The sequence below is a fragment of the Streptomyces sp. Y20 genome (assembly GCF_043195475.1).
Lineage (GTDB): Bacteria > Actinomycetota > Actinomycetes > Streptomycetales > Streptomycetaceae > Streptomyces.
This window is the reverse complement of sequence record NZ_JBIDDP010000014.1, coordinates 184,015-199,993: the sequence shown is the minus strand read 5'-3', so window position 1 is coordinate 199,993 and position 15,979 is coordinate 184,015. Positions and strand designations below refer to the sequence as shown.

General features: G+C 72.9%; 14 protein-coding genes. 7 read left to right on the top strand and 7 right to left on the bottom strand.

All coding sequences use genetic code 11. The features are described from left to right. Nucleotides 1–3: 3 nt before the first annotated feature. On the top strand, nucleotides 4–189 hold the full coding sequence (locus ACGFT1_RS29480) for a hypothetical protein (RefSeq protein ID WP_373912025.1): 186 nt from the start codon (nucleotides 4–6) through the stop codon (nucleotides 187–189). Here the strand turns inward: ACGFT1_RS29480 and ACGFT1_RS29475 are convergent. Then, on the bottom strand, nucleotides 179–979 hold the full coding sequence (locus ACGFT1_RS29475; protein ID WP_373912024.1) for a site-2 protease family protein: 801 nt from the start codon (nucleotides 977–979) through the stop codon (nucleotides 179–181). The two genes, ACGFT1_RS29480 and ACGFT1_RS29475, sit on opposite strands and share 11 nt — an antisense overlap. A 107-nt stretch (nucleotides 980–1,086) precedes the next feature. Here ACGFT1_RS29475 and ACGFT1_RS29470 point away from each other — a divergent pair, with 107 nt between their 5' ends. Next, a complete protein-coding gene (locus ACGFT1_RS29470; RefSeq protein ID WP_373912023.1) occupies nucleotides 1,087–1,614 on the top strand; it encodes a DUF6578 domain-containing protein in 528 nt (175 codons plus the stop codon). A gap of 22 nt (nucleotides 1,615–1,636) precedes the next feature. Next, nucleotides 1,637–4,891, top strand: a complete 3,255-nt coding sequence (locus ACGFT1_RS29465; RefSeq protein ID WP_373912022.1) for a BTAD domain-containing putative transcriptional regulator — start codon at nucleotides 1,637–1,639, stop codon at nucleotides 4,889–4,891. A gap of 13 nt (nucleotides 4,892–4,904) precedes the next feature. Here the strand turns inward: ACGFT1_RS29465 and ACGFT1_RS29460 are convergent, their stop codons facing one another. The 6 genes from ACGFT1_RS29460 to panB all read right to left on the bottom strand — a co-directional run bounded on the left by ACGFT1_RS29460 (nucleotide 4,905) and on the right by panB (nucleotide 10,720). Beyond that, nucleotides 4,905–5,726, bottom strand: coding sequence for an ABC transporter permease (locus ACGFT1_RS29460; protein ID WP_373912021.1), 822 nt, complete (start codon nucleotides 5,724–5,726; stop codon nucleotides 4,905–4,907). Continuing rightward, complete coding sequence (locus ACGFT1_RS29455) at nucleotides 5,723–6,748, bottom strand: ATP-binding cassette domain-containing protein (RefSeq protein WP_373912020.1); 1,026 nt, start codon at nucleotides 6,746–6,748, stop codon at nucleotides 5,723–5,725. The genes ACGFT1_RS29460 and ACGFT1_RS29455 overlap by 4 nt, the downstream gene beginning before the upstream one ends. Nucleotides 6,749–6,858: 110 nt before the next feature. Further along, the gene (locus ACGFT1_RS29450) at nucleotides 6,859–7,563 is read right to left on the bottom strand and encodes a hypothetical protein (protein ID WP_373912019.1); all 705 of its coding nucleotides are present in this window, start codon (nucleotides 7,561–7,563) and stop codon (nucleotides 6,859–6,861) included. A 15-nt stretch (nucleotides 7,564–7,578) separates the two neighbouring features. Then, the gene (locus tag ACGFT1_RS29445) at nucleotides 7,579–7,962 is read right to left on the bottom strand and encodes a hypothetical protein (RefSeq protein ID WP_373912018.1); all 384 of its coding nucleotides are present in this window, start codon (nucleotides 7,960–7,962) and stop codon (nucleotides 7,579–7,581) included. Between the two features lie 37 nt (nucleotides 7,963–7,999). Continuing rightward, the gene (locus ACGFT1_RS29440) at nucleotides 8,000–9,535 is read right to left on the bottom strand and encodes a zinc ribbon domain-containing protein (RefSeq protein WP_373912017.1); all 1,536 of its coding nucleotides are present in this window, start codon (nucleotides 9,533–9,535) and stop codon (nucleotides 8,000–8,002) included. 318 nt (nucleotides 9,536–9,853) lie between these two features. Further along, the gene (gene panB, locus ACGFT1_RS29435; RefSeq protein ID WP_373912016.1) at nucleotides 9,854–10,720 is read right to left on the bottom strand and encodes a 3-methyl-2-oxobutanoate hydroxymethyltransferase; all 867 of its coding nucleotides are present in this window, start codon (nucleotides 10,718–10,720) and stop codon (nucleotides 9,854–9,856) included. Between the two features lie 169 nt (nucleotides 10,721–10,889). Between panB and ACGFT1_RS29430 the strand changes: the two genes are divergently transcribed. The 4 genes from ACGFT1_RS29430 (at nucleotide 10,890) to ACGFT1_RS29415 (ending at nucleotide 15,765) form a co-directional block, all read left to right on the top strand. Continuing rightward, nucleotides 10,890–12,476: an MFS transporter gene (locus tag ACGFT1_RS29430; protein WP_373912015.1), complete on the top strand. Its 1,587-nt coding sequence runs from the start codon at nucleotides 10,890–10,892 to the stop codon at nucleotides 12,474–12,476. Between the two features lie 76 nt (nucleotides 12,477–12,552). Continuing rightward, on the top strand, nucleotides 12,553–13,188 hold the full coding sequence (locus ACGFT1_RS29425; RefSeq protein ID WP_373912014.1) for a TetR/AcrR family transcriptional regulator: 636 nt from the start codon (nucleotides 12,553–12,555) through the stop codon (nucleotides 13,186–13,188). Nucleotides 13,189–13,370: 182 nt separating this feature from the next. Next, complete coding sequence (locus ACGFT1_RS29420) at nucleotides 13,371–14,408, top strand: endonuclease/exonuclease/phosphatase family protein (RefSeq protein ID WP_373912013.1); 1,038 nt, start codon at nucleotides 13,371–13,373, stop codon at nucleotides 14,406–14,408. A gap of 142 nt (nucleotides 14,409–14,550) precedes the next feature. Then, nucleotides 14,551–15,765 (top strand): MFS transporter, encoded by a 1,215-nt coding sequence (locus ACGFT1_RS29415; protein WP_373912012.1) that lies wholly within the window; start codon nucleotides 14,551–14,553, stop codon nucleotides 15,763–15,765. Nucleotides 15,766–15,979 lie beyond the last annotated feature (214 nt).

Here is a 15,979-nt window from a genome sequence, read left to right as displayed (position 1 = left end):
CCCATGCCCCGCATCGCCCTCTACCCTCTCGTCGTCTGCGTCCTCGCCGTGGCCGCGGCGGTCGTCTCGTTCGTCCAGGGCAGCTGGCTGGGCGTCGTCTGGGTGCTGCTGGCGGGTGTGACGTCCAACATGACCTGGTATTACGTGAAGCGCGGCAAGGTGGCCCGGGGCGGATCCGTCACGGGCTGACCGAGCAGTACTCGTCGGCGCCCTCCCAGAACCGGTAGAGGTCCTGACCGCAGTACTGCGAGAAGCCGTCCACGTTCAGCGTGCGCAGGATCGCGTCGACCCCGTCGAAGAACGCGCCGTTGACCGACGGCAGCCACAGCACCGCGAACACGAACAGCAGCCCGAACGGCGCGAACGGCTCCACCTGGCGTTTGACGCCGTACGACAGCCAGGGCTCGATCACGCCGTAGCCGTCCAGGCCGGGGACCGGCAGGAAGTTCAGGATCGCCGCCGTCACCTGGAGCAGGGCCAGGAACGCCAGCGCGTCGCGGAACGTCCCGGGCACGCCGTCCAGGGCGTGCAGCCAGAACGGAGCCGTGCACACGGCCGCGAACAGCACGTTCGTCAGCGGGCCGGCCGCCGAGACCAGGCTGTGCCGCCAGCGGCCGCGGATGCGGTCCCGCTCGATGAACACCGCGCCGCCCGGCAGACCGATCCCGCCCATGATCACGAACACCACGGGCAGCACGATGCTCAGCAGCGCGTGCGTGTACTTCAGCGGGTTGAGCGTCAGATAGCCCTTCGCGCCGACCGTGATGTCCCCGCCGTGCAGGGCGGTGCGGGCGTGCGCGTACTCGTGCAGGCACAGGGAGACGATCCAGGCCGCGGTCACGAACAGGAACACGGCTATGCCCGGCTGCGCGGCGAACCCGGTCCAGGTGGCCCAGCCGGTCACCGCCGTCACGGCCAGGATCCCGACGAACACGGGACTGACCCTGCGGTCGCCGTGGCGGGTGGTGGCGGTGGTCATGGGCGCGCTCCTGGACTGCGGGGACGGTCGGTCAGGCGACCGTACCGGCCGCGGGCCCGTGGGGAAAACGTCTCGCGGTGGCCGTCCGGTTCCTTCAAGGTGGGGGAATGCCACGCACGAGGGTGTTCTACGAGGATTGGCAGATGGAGTGCTGCGGCACGCCGTTCGCGGTCGGGGACGAGGTGGCCTGGCGGCTGGCCGCCTACGGCGAGGAGGAGCGGCGGGAGCACACCGGGTACGGCGCCGAGGCCCGGGTGGAGAACCACCTGGGTTCCGAGTGGGAGGCGCTCGGCCGCGTCCACGGCATCGAGCTGGTGCACCAGGAGTACGTGGTCCACACCGATCCGCGCCTGCGTGAGCGGCTCGACCGTGCCCTGGACCCGGACGCGGAACCCGGGGAAACGGTCCTGCTGCCGTCTCCCCACCGTATGGAACAGGTACCCGGCGCGTGGACCCCGGAGCCCGTCGACGCCTGCCCGAGGTGGTTCGGCCGCGAGGAACCCGGCCGGGAGCCCGGCCCCCAGCGGGTGCGGCACACCGTGGGCGCCCTGGTCACGCTGGACGTCACAGGGGTCAGGGACGTCGCCCCCGAGGTCCCCGGCGCCACGCCGGACGAACCCGGTGACCGCCGCTGATCGCCGCAGGGACAATGGACCCGTGCGCTATCGGCTGCTCGGCACCATCCAGGCCCTCCGCCCCGACGGTACGGCCGTCCCGGTCGGCGGGGCGCGGCTGCGTGCCCTGCTGAGCGTGCTCGCGCTCCGGGCCGGCCGGACCGTGCCCGTGGCCGTGCTGGTGGACGAGGTCTGGGGGGACGATCCACCCGCCGACGCCGCCGGCGCGCTCCAGGCGCTCGTCGGCCGGCTGCGGCGGGTCCTCGGCGCCGGTGCCGTCGCCTCCGCCGACGGCGGCTACCGGCTCACCGCCGCGCCCGGCGACATCGACCTCGCCCGCTTCGACCGGCTGACCGGCGACGGGCTGCGCGCGCTCGCCGGCGGCGACCCGGCCGGGGCCGCCGCCGTCCTCGACGACGCCCTCGCCCTGTGGCGCGGGCCGGCCCTCGCCGACCTTCCCGACCGCACCGCGGAGGCGGCCCGCTGGGACGCCCGCCGCCTCGACGCCCTGCGCGCCCGGCACACCGCCGCCCTCGCACTCGGCCGGGCCGAGCAGTCGCTGCCCGAGCTGACCGCCCTGTGCGACGCCCATCCGCTGGACGAGCCGCTCCAGGCGTTGCGGCTGCGCGCCCTGCGCGACACCGGCCGCCCGGCCCGGGCCCTGGCCGCCTACGAGGACGTACGACGGCTCCTCGCGGACCGGCTCGGCTCCGACCCCGGCCCCGAACTACGCGCTCTGCATGCCGAGTTGCTGGCGGAGGAGCCAGTGGACGCGCGACCCGCGGCGGCCCCGGGCAACCTGCCCGCCCGGCTCACCTCCTTCGTCGGCCGGGAAGCCGACCTCGCGGCCCTCGGCGCCGACCTCGCCAAGCACCGCCTGGTCACCCTGCTCGGGCCCGGTGGCGCCGGCAAGACCCGGCTGTCCCAGGAGGCCGCGGCGGCGGTACGGCACACCGTCCGGGACGGGGTCTGGCTCGCCGAACTGGCCCCCGTGGACGACCCGGACGCCGTGCCGCAGGCCGTGCTCACCTCGATCGGCGCCCGCGAGACCGTGCTGCACGGCGCGGGCGTGGAGACCATGCGCGCGGTCGCCGACCGGCACGGCGACCCCCTCGAACGGCTCGTGGAGCACTGCGCCCGGCGCCGGATGCTGATCGTCCTGGACAACTGCGAGCACGTCGTCGACGCCGCCGCCCGGCTGGCCGAACGGCTGCTGGCCCGCTGCCCGGAGCTGACCGTCCTCGCCACCAGCCGCGAACCCCTGGGCGTGCCGGGGGAACTGGTCCGGCCGGTGGAGCCGCTGCCCGGGCCGGTCGCGCTGCGGCTGCTCGCCGAGCGCGGCGCGGCGGCCCGCCCCGGATTCCGGGTCGGGGACGACCCCGAGGCGTGCGCGGAGATCTGCCGCCGGCTGGACGGCCTGCCCCTCGCCATCGAACTGGCCGCGGCCCGGCTGCGCATGCTGACCCCCCGCCAGATAGCGGACCGGCTGGACGACCGCTTCCGGCTCCTCACCTCCGGCAGCCGCACCGTGCTGCCCCGCCAGCAGACGCTGCGCGCCGTCGTGGACTGGTCCTGGGAGCTGCTGGACGCGGACGAACGGGACGTGCTGGCCCGGCTGTCGGTCTTCGCCGGCGGCTGCGACCTGGCCGCCGCCGAGGCCGTGTGCGGGCCCGTCGCCCTGGACGCCCTCGGCTCCCTGGTCGACAAGTCCCTCGTGGTGGCCGCCCCGTCACCCGGCGGCGGCATGCGCTACCGGCTGCTGGAGACCGTCGCCGAGTACGCCGCGGAACGGCTCGCCGAGGCCGGCCGCCGTACCGAGGCCGGCCGCGCCCACCTGACGTACTACCGGGAACTCGCCCGCACCAGCGACCCGTTGCTGCGCGGACCCCGGCAGCGGTCCGCCATCGACCGGCTGGAGCTGGAGTACGAGAACCTGCGCACCGCCTTCCGGTTCGCGGTCGCCCTCGGCGACGAGCAGGAGGGGCTGTGCCTGGTGCTGTCCCTGGTGTGGTTCTGGCAGATGCGCGACCAGCGCATCGAGACCCGCACCTGGTGCCAGGAGGTCATGGCGCTCGGCCCCGACCCGTTCGCCGAGCCGGTGCGCCCCGCCCGGCCGGTGTGGCGGCGCTGCACCGAGACCCCGCCCCCGTACACCGGCGAGGACCTCGCCGAGGCCCGGCGCGGTGTCCATCTCGCCCACCTGGCCTGCATGGACACCGAGATCGACACCTGGCAGACGCCCGAGGCGCAGGCGAAGCTGCGCGCGGTCACCCGGGCCTACGAGCCCGGCCTGCCGCAGACCTGCCGGGCCCCCGGCATGCTGTGGTTCTTCGCCGAGCTGCTGACCGGCCACGCGGAGCGCCTGCTGACGATCGTCGACGCCTGCGTGCGGACCTGCCGGGACACCCCGGGCTACGAGTGGGAGCTGGCCGGCGCGCTGCAGATGCGCGCGGGTCTTCTCGCCAACCGGACCGCCTGGGCCGGCGACGCCACCCGCGACGCCGACGAGTCCCTGGAGATCTACCGCCGCCTCGGTGACGCCTGGGGCACCACCGAGGCCCTGTCCGCCCGCGGCGAGGCCCACGAACGCAAGGGCGCCTGCCAGGAGGCCGCCGCCGACTACCGGGCGGCGATCGAGCAGGCCGAACGCCTCGGGGCCCGCGCCCAGATGGCCGTGCTCCGCGCCCGGCTCGGCGGCGTGCTCCTGGAGTCGGGCGAGGCCGAGCGCGGCGAGCGGCTGCTCCGGGAGGTCATCGACAGCGAGGCCGGCACCCTGCACGAGGCGATGCCCGCCGCCCGGCTGCTCCTCGCCGCCTGGCTCGGTCTGACCGACCGCACCGCCGAGGCGCGTGAACAGCTGCGGCTGCTGCGCGAGGAGCTGCCGGTCGCGCACTTCGTCGTGTTCGACGCCATGATCGTCGGCCAGCAGGCCTGGCTGGACGCCCTGGACGGGCGCACCGGGGAGGCCCTCACCCGGGTCCGCAGGGCGTTGCGGCTCGCCGCCGACCCGCTCTCCCAGGCCATCGCCCCGCACCTGCACTCCCTGTGCCTGACCTTCGCCGCGATGGCCCTCACGGGCGCCGGCGAGGGCGCCGGCGACAGCCGCGCCTCGGACGCCGCCCGCTGTCTGGGCGCCGCCCGGGCACTGCTGCCGCCCGGCCATGTCGCCTCCCGTACGGAGCAGCGGGCGTACGACATGACCGAGGCCCGCGTCCGCGAGGCGCTCGGCCCCGGATACGCGGCCGCGTACGCCGAGGGCGGTGGCCTCTCCCTCGTGGAGGCCACCGCCCTGGTGTGAGCGCCGGTGAACGTCAGCTCTTCGTGCGGAACTTGTGGATCGCGACCGGTGCCATGACCGCGGTGAGGCCCACCGACCAGATCAGCGTCACCCACAGATGGTGGGCGACCGGGCCGCCCTCCATCAGGCCGCGGGCGGTGTCGGCCAGCGCGGAGAGCGGGTTGTAGTCGGTGAACGACTGGAGCCAGCCCGGCATGGAGGCGGTCGGCGCGAAGATCGACGAGCCGAACTGCAAGGGCATCAGCACGAGGAAGCCCATGGCCTGCACGGACTGCGCGCTCTTCATCATCACGCCGAGCGTGAGGAACACCCACATCAGCGCCGAGCCGAACAGCGCGGACAGCGCCACGGAGGCGAGCAGGCCGCTCCAGTGCTTGATGTCGTAGCCGACCAGGACGGCGACCACCATCAGGACCGCCGTCGCGAACAGCATCCGCATCAGCTCCACCGCGATCTTCGCGAAGAGCACGGAGCCGCGCCCGATGGGCAGCGAGCGGAAGCGGTCCATGACACCGGAGTTGAAGTCCTGGTTGAAGCCGGTGCCCACGCCCTGGGCCATGTTCATGCCCATCATCGCCATGAGTCCGGGCACCACGTACTGGACGTACCGGTCCTGGCCGCCGCCCAGCGACTGTCCGATGGAACCGCCGAAGACGTACACGAACAGCAGCGTGAAGACGACCGGGAACAGGATGGCGTCGAACATCGACTCCGGGTCCTGCCGGATCCACAGCAGGTTGCGGCGGATCAGCGCGCCGGTGTGACGCAGATGGGCGCGGAGCGGGATGGGGGTGTCGGCCGGGTGCGCGGCCGGCGCGAGAGTGGCGGCGCTCATACGGCGACCTCCTGACGGTCGTCGGCGGGTACGGCGTCCTGCGGGGCACTGGCACGGTGGCCGGTGAGGGACAGGAACACCTCGTCCAGGCTGGGCAGTTCGGTGGTGATGGCGGAGATCGTGATGCCGCGCGCGGTGACCGCGCCGACCACCGCGGTCAGCTGTTCGTCGCTCAGGATCGGCACCAGCAGGGTGCCGGTCTCGCTCTCCACGGTGGTGGTCGCGAGCCCGGTGATGCCCAGCTCGTCCAGCATGACGGCGAGGGGCCGCAGCTGGAGCGGGTCCAGCGGGCGGACCCGCAGGGTGCGTCCGCCGACCCGGGCCTTCAGCTCCTCGATGCCGCCGCCCGCGATGACCCGGCCGCGGTCCACGACGGTCAGCTCGGAGGCGAGCTGCTCGGCCTCCTCCATGTACTGGGTGGTGAGCAGCACGGTCACGCCCTCGCCGACCATCGCCTTGACCTCGTCCCACACCTCGTTGCGGGTGCGGGGGTCCAAACCGGTCGTCGGCTCGTCCAGGTACAGCACGGCCGGACGGCCGATCATCGACGCGGCGAGGTCCAGCCGGCGCCGCATGCCGCCGGAGTAGGTGCTCGCCGGGCGGCGGGCCGCCTCGGTCAGCGAGAACCGCTCCAGCAGTTCGTCGGCGCGGGTGCGGGCGTCCTTGCGGGACAGGTCCAGCAGCCGGCCGATCAGGTAGAGGTTCTCCCAGCCGGGGAGCTTCTCGTCCACCGAGGCGTACTGGCCGGTGAGGCCTATGACCCGGCGCAGCTGCCGGGGCTGGCGGACGACGTCGTAACCGGCCACGGTGGCCCGTCCGGCGTCGGGGGTGATCAGGGTGGACAGGATGCGTACGAGGGTGGTCTTGCCGGCGCCGTTCGGCCCGAGCACACCCATCACGGTGCCCTCGCGCACGTCCAGGTCGACACCGTCCAGCGCTTTGGTCTCGCCGTAGTGCTTGACCAGTCCCCGTACGGTCACGGCGTGGGTCACGCCTGCGGGGTTGTCGTCGATGCGTGTCATGGGGAAGACGGTGCCAGGGCCCACCGACAAACGGCCGACAGAGCGCCGACAGCTCCCGCCCGGCGTCTGTCGGCGGCCTGCAGGCGCTCCGCCGGCCGCGCCGGCGCCCGCTACGGCACCTGCTGGATGTGGCCGCTGACGATCTCCCCGCCCGCCACGGTGTAGGTGCCGCGGAACTCGCGCACGCTGCCGTCGTGCTGGCTCGCCCGGAGGTCGACGCTCACCTCGCCGTAACCGTCGTCGGAGGCGGTGACGTCGACGTGCGCCGTGGAGGCGAAGCCCGCCACCCAGTCCGAGTAGGTGCCCGGGGCGAGGTGGGAACCGCCCATGTCCCAGGCCGCCGAGTAGTTCCCGGCGTTGACGTAGTCGTAGTACGTCATCACGACCGTGCGCGCGTCCTGGACGCCGGCCGTGGGCTCGGGCGTCCCGGTGTCCGGGGCGCCGCCGTCGTAGGAGGAGGAGCTGTCGGCCGGATAGGTCTCCGCCGTGCCGTTCCCGCCGTCGTAGGGGGACGGGGTGACGTCCGAGCCGTCGTACGTGGATTCGGGGGAGACCGCGGCGGAGGGGAAGCCGCCCGCCGAGGGGGTGCCGGGGCGGTCGGCGGTGGTCACCGCGAGCGTCACGCCGCCGGCCGCCAGGACGGCCACCAGGGCCCAGGGCAGCCAGCCCGGCAGCCGCGTGGCGCCCACCCGCAGATACGTGCCCCGGTCGATGGCCTGGGCCGGTTCCCCGGCGGCGTGCGGCGCCCCGCAGCGGGGGCAGTCCGGCCGCGCGGTGTCCTCGGCGCGCGCGCCGCAGTGAACGCAGAAGTGCATGGCCCCGTCCTCCGTCTACAGGCCCCGGACGGCCTCTTCGATCGCCACCGCGAGGGAGGCCAGCGCGGTGACGCCCGGCACGGCCTCGACCAGCGCCCTCGCCACCCGGCGGAGCTTTCCCGTACGGGGTTGCGGCGCGGCCAGCTCCTCGCGCGCGTCCTGGGCGAACTCGGCCAGGTCCTCCCGTTCCGGATGGTCCGAGCCGCGCAGCTCCTCGATGAACCGGGCCAGCAGTTCGCTGATCTCCTGCGGGGTCGCCACCGGGCCGCCGGCGGCCCCGTCCGCCGCCCGTTCCGCGACCCGGAAGTCGACGCGCGCGTTGCTGCCGCTCGCGACCACCGCGTTGCGCACCTGCGCGTTCCCCGTCGCGATGACACCGTCGTTGCTGCGTCCGTCCATGCCGGTCCCCGTTCGTCCGTTCGGTGTGCCGTCGCCGTCAGTCCGTGTTGGGCCGCGGGATCTTGCTGAGGATGGTCGAGATGCGGGACCTGTCGCCCGAGGCGACCGAGCTGGACTCGACCTTCGCCCCCGCGGTGGCGATGATGCCGTTGTTGATGATGGTCTCCTGACGCCTGATCAGGTCACCGGCGTCGATGTCGTGCTCCAGCGCGAACTCCACCAGGGCGTCCAGGATCCGCCGTTCGACGGTCTTGAGGACCATGCCGGAGTCGACCTTCTGGAAGTACCGCCGGTGGTCCGTGGCGGAGGCGAGCTGCCGTACGCTGTCGCGCGCCCCGTAGTCGAACATCCCGAGCCGGGTGATCTGCCGGTGCTGCTTCTTCAGCCGGCTGCGCAGCCGGAAGTCCGGGAAGAAGCCCATCACCGCGCGCGGCGGCGAGGCGAGCAGCACGAACGGTGTGCTGGCCAGGGCCTGGAACACCATGGTGAGGAACTGGCGTGGCGAGGGGTACGGCATGAGGCTGTCGATGGTCCGGTAGCGGTCCAGCAGGGGGCACAGCACGGTGGGCAGGGCCTCCACGAACAGGTTGGAGTCCGAGCGCACGAGCCGCAGGAACATCGAGGTGATCAGTTCCCCGCCCCAGCCCGAGGAGTGCGTGACGAGGTAGACGCGCGCGGTCTCCTCCGGGGCCCGCTTCAGCGCCTCCAGCCGGTCGGGGCCGATCTGGGCGGCGGGGCGGCCGAGGGGGTCCGGCAGGAAGCGGGTGTCGCCCAGCAGCGCCGCCCCCTCCACGAAGACCCGCTCCTGCAGTTCCAGGCAGGGCAGCGACAGCTCGCCGACCCGCCGGGCGATGTGGGCGTACAGGTCCGCGACGTCGAACTCCCGTGGCCGCACACCTTCGCGTCCCGAGGCGGTCACGTCGAAGATCAGCGACCACGAGTCGAGTTCCTGGCCGTAGCCGGTGAACGGGGAGTAGCCGCTGTAGACGGTGAGGTTGCCGTGGGCGTACTCGTCGATCTGGCGCAGCCGCCGGGCCGCGGACTCGTTGGGCGGCGGGGGTGCCTGCGCCGGGTCGAACCGGTCCGGCCGCAGCCGCTGGAGGCGCTCGCCGTACTGGGTGGAGAGCGCGAAGACCAGCGTCGTCAGCCAGGCGAACAGGAGCATCAGGAGGATGGCCGTGCCGCTGTGCAGCACCAGCAGCCCGATGGCCAGGATCAGGAACTCGGCCGCCAGCAGCAGGTCCCTGGCGTGCCGCCGCGCGTTGGCCTCGTAGGCGTACCGCAGGACCACGGGTACGTCGCACCCGGGAGCCGGTGCCACGCCCAGATGGGGTTCGGCGGCGATCTCCCGGATCAGCGAATCGGCGTAACCGCGGTCCAGGAAGACGGCCGCGCACATGTACCGGGTCAGGTCCCGGCCGCCGGTCCAGCGGGGAACGGCGAGGCCGCGTGCCGGGCGCGCCGTGGGCGCCGGTCCGGTGACGGCCAGCGCGGCCCCGCAGCCGCCGCAGAAGGCGGCCTCCGGCACGGTGGCGGTGGAGCAGTCGGGACAGGTGGTCTGCGTCTGGGCCATCGTCGCTCCCCCGGATGTGAGACGTCCCACATCGCCAAGTGCACCACTCACGCGGGGCCGGGAGGCCCCAGGAGCGATTTCGAGGCCACTCCGTTACGTGGAGTTCGACAATTCCCTTGATCCGAGCGGAAGTTGAGGCCAAAGGTTCGCGCTGCCGACCGGAAAAGGGGCAGCCCGCCGACGGGGGGCGATCGGCGGGCTGCCCGGGGTGGTGCGGCGGTGGCCAGGGCCGCATCAGGCAATGTCCGCCCTGTCGACGACGGCGCGTAGGCGCCGGTCGTCGGCATGGCGGATTCGCCAGATGATGCAGCGGCGTTCCTAGTGGACGGAGTGCTCCTCCAGTGGGAACGTTCCGCCGACGACGTCGTCGGCGAACGCCTTCACCGCGGTGCCCATGACCTCACGCAGGTCGGCGTACTTCTTGACGAACTTCGGCATCCGGCCGGGCGTCAGACCCAGCATGTCGGTCCACACCAGCACCTGCGCGTCCGTCTCCGGGCCGGCCCCGATGCCCACGGTCGGGATGTGCAGCACCCGGGTCACCTCGGCCGCCAGCTCCGCCGGGACCAGCTCCAGGACGACCGCGAAGGCGCCCGCGTCCTGCACGGCCTTCGCGTCCCGCAGCAGCTGCTGCGCCGCCTCCTCGCCGCGGCCCTGCACGCGGTAGCCCATCGCGTTGACGGACTGCGGGGTCAGGCCGATGTGGGCCATGACCGGGATGCCGGACTCCACCAGGAGGCGGATCTGCTCGTGCGAGCGCTCGCCGCCCTCCAGCTTGACCGCGCCCACCCCGGCCTCCTTCACCAGCCGGGTCGCCGAGCGCAGCGCCTGCACCGGACCCTCCTGGTAGGAGCCGAAGGGCAGGTCGCCGACGATCAGGGAGCGGGTCGTACCGCGGACGACGGCCGCCGAGAGCATGGTCATCTCGTCGAGGGTGACGGGCACGGTGGTCTCGTAGCCGAGGTGACAGTTGCCCGCCGAGTCGCCGACGAGGATCACCGGGATCCCGGCCTCGTCGAAGACGGACGCGGTCATCGCGTCGTAGGCGGTGAGCATGGGCCACTTCTCGCCCCGCTCCTTGGCGAGGGCGATGTCGCGGACAGTGATGCGTCGTGTGCCCTTCCCCCCGTACAGCGCCTTGCTGCCGTCGGAGGGCTTGTTCTGGGCAGCCGAGAGCTGCGTCATGGCAACGGCTCCTTCAGTCATCTCGAGGCGCCCTGACGGCGTCCCCGGATCGCCTCCATGGTGGCACCTCGTGCCAGTCACGGCCAGAGGGGGTCCCCCTGATCAAGGCTTGGCAAAGAAAATAAGATACGAGACGGTTCCGTATCGAAATGGTCATAGGGTCGGACCCATGACAAGTCCCGTCCCTGCCCCCCGGATACCGGAAGCGGTGCACCGGCGCCGCTGGGCGATCTTGGGCGTGTTGATGCTGAGCCTGCTCATCGTGGTGCTCGACAACTCGATCCTGAACGTCGCCATCAAGACCATCTCCACCCCGGCGCCCACCGGCCTCGGCGCCACCCAGAGCCAGATCGAGTGGGCGATCAACGCCTACACCCTGGTCTTCGCCGGCCTGCTGTTCACCGCCGGCCTCGTCGGCGACCGGATCGGCCGCAAGAAGGTGCTCCTCGGCGGCATCGCGGTGTTCGGCATCGGCTCGGCGCTCGCCGCCGAGTCCGGCTCCCCGGCCCAGCTGATCGCCTACCGCGGGCTGATGGCCGTCGGCGCCGCCTTCGTCATGCCCGCCACCCTCGCCGTACTGATGAACGTCTTCGAGCGCGACGAGCAGCCCAAGGCCATCGGCATCTGGGCCGGCGGCGTCGGCCTGGCCATCGCCATCGGCCCGATCACCGGCGGGGCCCTCCTCGACCACTTCTGGTGGGGCTCGGTCTTCTTCGTCAACGTGCCGATCGTGATCCTCGCGCTCGTGCTGATGGTGTGGCTGGTGCCCGACTCCCGCGACCCCAGGCCCGGACGCCTCGATCCCATCGGCGTGGTCCTGTCCGTCGTCGGCCTCGTCCTGTTGGTCTACGGCATCATCAAGGGCGGCGAGCTGGCCGACTTCACCGACCCGAAGGTCCTGGCGACCATCATCGCCGGCCTCGTCGTGCTCGCCGGGTTCGTCGTCTTCGAGAAGCGCAGCGACCACCCGTCGCTGGACGTCAGCTACTTCAGGAACAAGGCCTTCTCGGCCGCCATGAGCGCCATCGCGCTGGTCTTCTTCGCGCTGATGGGCGTCACGTTCTTCGGGGTCTTCTACACCCAGAGCGTGCGCGGCTACTCCCCGCTGGAGTCGGGCGTGCTGATGCTCCCCCTGGCCGTCGCCCAGCTGATCTTCGCGCCGCGCGCCCGCCTGGTGGTCGACCGGTTCGGCAACAAGGCCACCACCACCGCCGGTCTGCTGCTGATCGCGGCGACGCTGGCCGCGTTCGCCGGCTTCGAGGCCGACACCCCGATCTGGCTGCTGGAGGTCGTGTTCTTCCTGATGGGCACCGGCATGGCGCACATCATGACCCCCACCTCGGTCGTCATCATGCAGGCCCTGCCGCGTGAGAAGGCCGGCTCCGCCTCCGCGCTCAGCAACACCTTCCGCCAGGTCGGCGGCGCCCTCGGTATCGCCGTCCTCGGCTCGGTGCTCGCCACCTCGTACCGCAACGGGATCGAGGGCAAGCTCGGCGCGCTGCCGCCGGCCCTGCGCGACACCGCGGGCGACTCCATCGAGGCCACCCTCGGCATCGCCGAGAAGCTGGGCCCGCGGGGCCAGGCCCTGGTCACCCCCGCCGACGACGCCTTCCTGCACGCCATGCACGTCACCGCCCTGTGCGGTACGGGTGTCGCGCTGGTCGGAGCCGTGGTGGTGGCCCTGTTCCTGCCGGGCAGGGCGCCGGCCGGGCGGTCCGAGGACCGGAAGTCGGAGTTGGTCGGCGCCAAGGACTGACGGTCCGGCGCGACGTTCACGGGGGAAGGGGGCCGTTGCGGGACAATTCCCGCAGTCATCGAGAGGACGGTACGACGTGAGCCTTGCCGACAGCCGGCCACGGCCGGAGGGACCCGCACGGGGCCGGCCGCGCAGCGAAGCGGTGGAACACGCCATCCTGGAAGGCGTGATGAAGCTCCTGGAGGAGGGTGTGCCCCTCGCCGAGCTGTCCATCGAGCGCGTCGCGCGCACGGCCGGGGTCGGCAAGGCCACCATCTACCGCCGCTGGAGCGGCAAGGAGGAACTGTTCGTCGACGTCGTACGCGCCGCCGAACCCCCCGACCCCGAACTCCCCGGCACCTCCCTGCGCGACGACCTCGTCGTGCTGCTGGAGTCCCTGCGCCGGCGCGGTCTGGCCAGCCGCTCCTCGGCGATCCTGCACAACGTGTACGCGCAGATGAAGAGCAGCCCGCGGATCTGGGCCGCCTACCACGCCAGCGTCGTGGAGCCCCGCCGCGTCCTCGGCCTGGACGTGCTGCGCCGCGGGCGGGAGAACGGCGAACTGCGCGCGGACGTGGACCTGGAACTGGCCAACGACATGTTCGTCGGCCCCATGCTCGTCCGTGCCGTCCTGCGTCCGGACGGGGACCTGCCCGAGGGGCTGGCGGCGCAGATCGTCGACACGGTCCTGGCCGGCCTACGGCCCGTCAGCTCCACAGCCCCGTCACGCTGATGTGCGCGTTTGGTCACAGACCCCGCCCGGACGGGGACTGACCGGAACTCCTCGTCCCGCCCCGTTCGTCCTCTTCTTCCGTAAGGCCGTCACGGGACGGCGGGAACGGACCCGATCATCCCCTAGGGTCGGAAGTGGACGGGGGACGAACGGTGTGCACGGCAGGCAGTGAGGCAGACGGTATGGCGCAGCAGGCGTACATGACGGAGACGGACAACGGCGGCTCGGGGCCCGAGCGACCGGGATCCCGGCTTCGGCGCCTCGCGCACCGTCTGACCGCCGGCTGGAGAGGCGATCCGCGCGTCTGGCGCCGCGGCCTCGTGCTGGCCGCGCTGGCCCTGCTCCTCGGCCTGGTGATGCTGGTGCACTCCCGCATCCCGAACCGCGTGGGCAACCTCGGCAGTCTCACCGAGACCTTCCTGCCCTGGCTGGGCCTGGCGGTCCCGGTGCTGCTGGTCCTCGGCGTGCTGCGCCGGTCGGCGACCGCGCTCGTCGCCGTGCTCCTCCCGGCGGTCGTCTGGCTGAACCTGTTCGGCGGACTGCTCACCGACCGGTCGGGCGGCGGCGGCGACCTGATGGTGGCCACCCACAACGTCAACGCCGACAACCCCGATCCGGCCGCGACCGCCCGCGACGTGGCCGCCTCGGGCGCGGACGTCCTGGCCCTGGAGGAACTGCCCGGCTCCGCCGTCCCCGTCTACGAGAAGGCGCTGGCGGCGACGTACAAGTACCACGCGGTGGCCGGCACGGTCGGCCTGTGGAGCCGGTATCCGATGGCCGGCGTCGAGGCCGTCGACATCAAGCTCGGCTGGACGCGGGCGATGCGCGCCACGGTCGCCACGCCGAACGGCCCGGTCGCGGTCTACGTCGCCCACCTGCCCTCGGTGCGGGTGAAGATGAAGGCCGGGTTCACCGCCCGGCAGCGCGACAAGAGCGCCGACGCGCTCGGCGAGGCCATCGCCGACGAGCCGCTCAAGCGCGTGGTGCTGCTCGGCGACCTGAACGGCACGATGAACGACCGTTCGCTCAACGCCGTCACCTCGCAGCTGCGCTCCACCCAGGGCGCGGCCGGCAGCGGCTTCGGGTTCAGCTGGCCGGCGTCGTTCCCGATGGCGCGGATCGACCAGATCATGGTCAGGGGCGTGCAGCCGCAGAGTTCCTGGACGCTGCCCCGCACGAACAGCGACCATCTGCCGGTGGCGGCCCGCGTGAAGGTGTGAGCCGTCGCACAGCGCGGCCGGTGACGGCGCTCACCTCGGCAACCAGGACGCCACCTGCTGGAATACTGGGCCGGAGAGGCTTTGTTCCGTAGGGGAACATACCCACGGATCTGTACGGCACCACCTCTCTGGAAGGCCCTTCATGCCCCTGGCCCTGCTCGCCCTCGCCGTGGGCGCCTTCGGCATCGGTACCACCGAGTTCGTGATGATGGGCCTGCTGCCCGACGTCGCGGACGACCTGCACATCTCGATCCCCAGCGCCGGGCACCTGGTCTCGGCGTACGCGCTGGGCGTCGTCATCGGCGCCCCGCTGCTGGCCGCCGCGACGGCCCGGATGTCCCGGCGCACGGTCCTGATCGCCCTGATGGCCCTGTTCGTCGCGGGCAACGCGCTCTCCGCGTTCGCCCCCGGCAACGGCTCCCTGCTCGCCGCCCGCTTCCTCAGCGGACTGCCGCACGGCGCCTTCTTCGGCGTCGGCGCGGTCGTCGCCACGGCCATGGTCCCGCCGGAGCGCAAGGCCCGCTCGGTGTCCCTGATGTTCCTCGGCCTGACCGTCGCCAACATCGCGGGCGTGCCCGCCGCCACCCTCATGGGCCAGCACCTCGGCTGGCGGGCCACGTTCCTCGGCGTCAGCGCGATCGGCCTGGTGGCGATAGCCTCGCTCGCCCTGCTGATCCCGCACGACCGCACCCCGGCCTCCGGCACCGGCCTGCGCGGCGAACTGGCGGCGCTGAGGTCCCTGCCGGTCTGGCTGGCCCTCGGCACCACGGTGGCCGGCTTCGGCGCGCTCTTCGCCGCCTACAGCTACGTCACCCCGATGCTCACGGACACCGCCGGCTTCGCCGAGACGAACGTCACCCTGCTCCTCGCCCTCTTCGGCGTCGGCGCCACCGCCGGCAACCTCCTCGGCGGCCGGCTCGCCGACCACTCCCTGCGGGGCACTCTCTTCGCCGGCCTTGCCTCCCTGGCCGTCGTGCTCGGGCTGTTCCCGCTGCTGATGCGCGCGGAGTGGAGCGCCGCCCTCGCCGTGACCCTGCTCGGCGCGGCGGCGTTCGTCACCGGCTCCCCGCTCCAGCTGATGGTCATGGAGAAGGCCTCGGCGGCCCCCTCCCTCGCCTCCTCGGCCAACCAGGCCGCCTTCAACCTGGCCAACGCCGGCGGCGCCTGGATCGGCGGCCTGGCCCTCGCGGCCGGCTTCGGCGCGACCTCCCCGGCGCTGGCCGGCGCCGTCCTGGCCGTCCTGGGCCTGGGAGTCGCGGGCGTGGCCCACGTGGTGGACCGGCGCCGGGCGACTCCGTCGGCGGGCCGCGTGGTCACCTCCCATGTCCCTCGGGAATCGGGGGCGTTGCACCACTGACCCGCTCCCGGCGCCGGTCCGGACGGGCCCCGGGCTCCGCACCCGGGGTACGCGCAGGCTCACCCTCCACGGGAGGCGCGGTGCGACGGGCGACTGCCCCGGCCGGGGACCGGCCGGGGCGTGGTGGAGCTGGTTCCTGGCCCGGCCGGCGGTCGGCGCCTGCCTCGCCCTGGGCGTGGCCGCCCTGCTGCCGGTCGGTGCGGTCCTCAGCTGT